Raw genomic sequence first — 3,616 nt, 5'->3', positions numbered from 1 at the left:
TTCTACCGCTTCTCCCAAAAGAGAGCTACGCCCTTCGAGCTGTAAGGATACACCGAGTAAATCGATTTGATTCCCCGCATCGTTGACGTAATACTCTGCCGTAATATCGTAACCTAAATGACGCCCGAGACGCAAGATCGTGTCACCGTATACGGCTCCGCGTGCATGTCCGATATGAAGCGGCCCCGTCGGATTGGCGCTAACGAATTCAAGGAGGATAGAGCCTTTTTTATCACTGCTACCGAATTGTTCACCGTGGCTCAACGCCCATGAAGCATACTCGTCCAAAAACGATTCGGAGAGACGAAAGTTAATATACCCTTTGACCGATTCAACCGCACCGAACATTTCGCTTTCATTGAACGATGTTGCGATCTCTTCGGCAATAACCATAGGAGATTTTCGTAGCTCTTTAGCAAGGGAAAAAGCGATTGGGGTGGCGAAGTGACCGAAAGAGCGATCTTTCGGCTTTTCGAGGATAACGTCACAATTGAATTTATCGCGCAACAGCGCAGAGACTCGCTGCTTCAAGAATTACGCTTGTGTAGTAGTTTTTGGAGCTTCTACCGTTGTAGACGCTGTGGCATCGACTTGTTTCGGAGCTTCAGTCGGAGTAGTTGTTGCTACCGATTCTTCTTCTTTCATCTCTTTTTTGAAATTACGGATCCCTTGTCCGATCCCTTTTGCAAGGTCAGGAATTTTTTTCGCACCGAACAACAAAATAACAATTCCGAAAATCAATAATAATTCGGTTCCGCTTGGCATACTCATGATTAGAGTTCCTTCTGTAGAAAATTAAGTGGGGAAGTATAACGTATTTCGATGAATACACCAAAAGTTTTAGGGAATCTTTCATATTTATGTGAAATGATTTAAGATATCTCCCGTATCCGAAAGATACGGGTAGCTTTAGGGGGTTGTAGGGACATTTGTCCCTGCCGATTTATGGGCTTTGCTCATAAATCGTTTCATATTCGTCAGGACGCTTCCCATGTTTGAATAAATTCGTTGATTTGTAGCGTTGGTATTTTCATCCGTGCCGCTTTTGCGATAGAAACTAAAATTTCCGCTGCCTCTTCCAAATTATCATTAACTACTAAAAAATCATACTCGCTTATACGTTGAACTTCCCGTTTAGCCATCTCAATTCTCCCTGCGATGACCTCTTCACGATCAGTCGAACGGTTATAGAGCCTCTTTTTGAGTTCTTCCAACGTCGGAGTCGTAATAAAAACAGAAGTCGTAATATCACCCAGCCGATTTTGAATCGCATCATGCCCTTGAACATCAATATCAAAAATAACCAGTTTCCCCTCTTTAAGCGCTTTTTTAACCGGTCCGAGCGATGTTCCATAGTAGTTGCCGTGAACTACAGCGTATTCCAAAAACATCTCTTGCTCAATGTCATGTTTAAACTCATCAACACTAACAAAATGGTAATGAATCCCTTCAATTTCACCCTCGCGCTTCACTCTGGTCGTTGTAGAAATCGAAAAATAGATCGGACCGATTTGATCGGTAATTTTGTTGATTAACGAACTCTTTCCTGCTCCGCTAGGACCCGATAAAACTAAAATTGCACCACTGTGATGATTCACTTTTCATTCCCGAAATTAATATTGATGCTGATATTCAGCCCTTTAAGCGATTTAGCTACATCTTCGTTAGAAAGTGCTTTTAAAAGTGCTTGCAACGCTTCTACCCCTTCGGCATGGGATGATGCGATAGGTTCTTGGACAGGCTCCTCTTCCTCATCCAATCCTAAAACCTCTTCAAATTCATCCTCTAATGGTTCAATGTTATCCAAATCACCCATTATTTCATCATCCATTTCAACTTCAGGTTCATCGTCAACCTCTTCACCAATAGCCAATTTAAGTTCACGCTCACTTAACATATCCAACTCATCAAATTCGTCAGCTTCTTGCTTGGGGAGTGTAAGCCCCACCTCCAAAGAATCCTCCAAATTAAGTTCTAAATCATCTAGTTCTACCTCTTTATCAAGTGTTTCCGCTTCTAAATTATTCACCGCATCTTGAATTTGAGACTCTAAATTATCCAATTCTTCATCATTCAAAAGGATATCTTCCTCATAATCCGGTATTATCAAGTCATCAATAGAATCAGATGCTTCAGATATAGGTTCTTCAATATCATCGAATAAATGGTCATTAATGTTAAAATCTCCTCTACTAAAATCCACTTCTTCTTCAACTATGGGTTCTTTGATCGGCTTGACAATAATTTCATCCTCATCAAATCCCCATTCATCTCCTTCTGTATCATCCAAAAGATTTTGAACTTCTTGAACCTCTTCTTTATCCAAAACCGCCATTTGAGGTATCTCATCGAAATTTTCCATCTCTTCCGATATTAAAGGTTCTTCTTCATTATCCTTCAAATCAATTTCATCATCTAAACTACTCAAATCAAAAAATTCAAAATCATCATTCAAATTTTTTACATCAGGCAATGTCTCTTCCAAATGAATAGCGTATATCGGTTCTTCTTTTGTATTTTCTACTCTCTTTGAAATGACTGTATTTTCAGAAAATTGAGTAGAAAATATTCTTTTTTCAATTTGAACAAACATATCAACAAGATCAGTAGGAAGAAACGGTTTGTTGATAACGTTATCAAAACCGGCCGGAATTGCTTGCCCACGGGTTGCCATTAATAAAAGACTTTTATAGGTGACTAATTCCTTTAAACCCATAAACGCTTCATCACTGTAAAGAGCATCATCAATAATTAATAAATCGTAATCACTCTCTTCAATTTCATCAACCGACCAAATAACTTTCAGATCATCTTTTGTTTTTTGTGCACTGAGAGCCACCAGTTTACGGACAACCGGGTTATCGTTAAAAAGCAAAATTTTCATACGTTCTACCTCTCTTTATATACTCTTGTTATATCAAAAGCTTCGTGCTATCATTGTAACTAAAAAAAAATTAAATGATAAAACTTCTTTGGCTTCTTTGTGCTGTTATCTCTCTTTTTGCAAAAGAAACCGTTTTTTTTATTCCAAATAATCACGCATCATTCGTCCATGAACTTTCCAAAGCATTTAAAAATAGCTCACAAGTTTTTATTGTAACCTCTTCTTTCAATCACACTGAACTTCAAAAAAGACTTACCGCTTTATCAAAACAAGAAACCAATATCACAATCATTCTTAATAATGCAAAAAGTGACCCTCTTTCTATGGTTCAATACCATCATATTAATCTTTACTACTCGACTATTCCATTAGATCAGACATTTATTCTCATTGATCATTCTTATGGCTGTATTTTAGATGGGGGGATTGAAGATGAGGCATTTCATCGTCAGCATACACCGATACGATGCAGTACTGATCCGATTTGGATTAAAACCCTTTATACTTCATTATCTCCTATTATGAAATACTCTAAACGTTATCTAAAATAATTTTTCCAAAAAATTATACGCATTTTGCGTTTGTGCTGTTACAATCATAAGCGTTGCACCCAATGTCACCATTAAAACAATAAAAGATATAGCAATTTTGATCGGCATACCAATAACTAAAAGGTTAAATTGAGGCATCGTTTTCATTAGCATACCGAATATAACATCAGCCAATATGGAC

The 3,616-nt window shown here is 37.9% G+C and carries 6 protein-coding genes; 1 reads left to right on the top strand and 5 read right to left on the bottom strand.

Annotation, left to right across the window (positions count from 1 at the left end):
* The 4 genes from argS to WA010_RS00305 form a co-directional block, all read right to left on the bottom strand.
* The coding region (gene argS, locus WA010_RS00320; RefSeq protein WP_422555185.1) for an arginine--tRNA ligase at nucleotides 1-531 on the bottom strand (531 nt) is incomplete at its 3' end.
* A gap of 3 nt (nucleotides 532-534) precedes the next feature.
* Complete coding sequence (locus tag WA010_RS00315) at nucleotides 535-771, bottom strand: Sec-independent protein translocase subunit TatA/TatB (protein WP_422555184.1); 237 nt, start codon at nucleotides 769-771, stop codon at nucleotides 535-537.
* A gap of 206 nt (nucleotides 772-977) precedes the next feature.
* Nucleotides 978-1,598: a guanylate kinase gene (gmk, locus tag WA010_RS00310; protein WP_422555183.1), complete on the bottom strand. Its 621-nt coding sequence runs from the start codon at nucleotides 1,596-1,598 to the stop codon at nucleotides 978-980.
* Nucleotides 1,595-2,884, bottom strand: coding sequence for a hypothetical protein (locus WA010_RS00305; protein ID WP_422555182.1), 1,290 nt, complete (start codon nucleotides 2,882-2,884; stop codon nucleotides 1,595-1,597). The genes gmk and WA010_RS00305 overlap by 4 nt, the downstream gene beginning before the upstream one ends.
* A 74-nt stretch (nucleotides 2,885-2,958) precedes the next feature.
* On the opposite strand from WA010_RS00305, the gene WA010_RS00300 reads away from it, so the two are divergent.
* Nucleotides 2,959-3,435, top strand: a complete 477-nt coding sequence (locus WA010_RS00300) for a hypothetical protein (protein WP_422555181.1) — start codon at nucleotides 2,959-2,961, stop codon at nucleotides 3,433-3,435.
* Here the strand turns inward: WA010_RS00300 and WA010_RS00295 are convergent.
* Nucleotides 3,427-3,616, bottom strand: a 190-nt coding sequence (locus tag WA010_RS00295) for a flagellar biosynthetic protein FliR (RefSeq protein WP_422555180.1), incomplete at its 5' end; no start/stop codon positions are given. The two genes, WA010_RS00300 and WA010_RS00295, sit on opposite strands and share 9 nt — an antisense overlap.

Source organism: Sulfuricurvum sp., from assembly GCF_049305995.1.
Lineage (GTDB): Bacteria > Campylobacterota > Campylobacteria > Campylobacterales > Sulfurimonadaceae > Sulfuricurvum.
The sequence above is the reverse complement of the archived record's forward strand: the minus strand, read 5'-3'. Positions and strand labels throughout refer to the sequence as shown.

What these genes read in the sequence shown, in the direction of transcription:
- WA010_RS00315 (WP_422555184.1), bottom strand. Translation starts at nt 771, where the DNA reads ATGAGTATGCCAAGCGGAACCGAATTATTATTGATTTTCGGAATTGTT.
- WA010_RS00305 (WP_422555182.1), bottom strand. Translation starts at nt 2,884, where the DNA reads ATGAAAATTTTGCTTTTTAACGATAACCCGGTTGTCCGTAAACTGGTG.
- WA010_RS00300 (WP_422555181.1), top strand. Translation starts at nt 2,959, where the DNA reads ATGATAAAACTTCTTTGGCTTCTTTGTGCTGTTATCTCTCTTTTTGCA.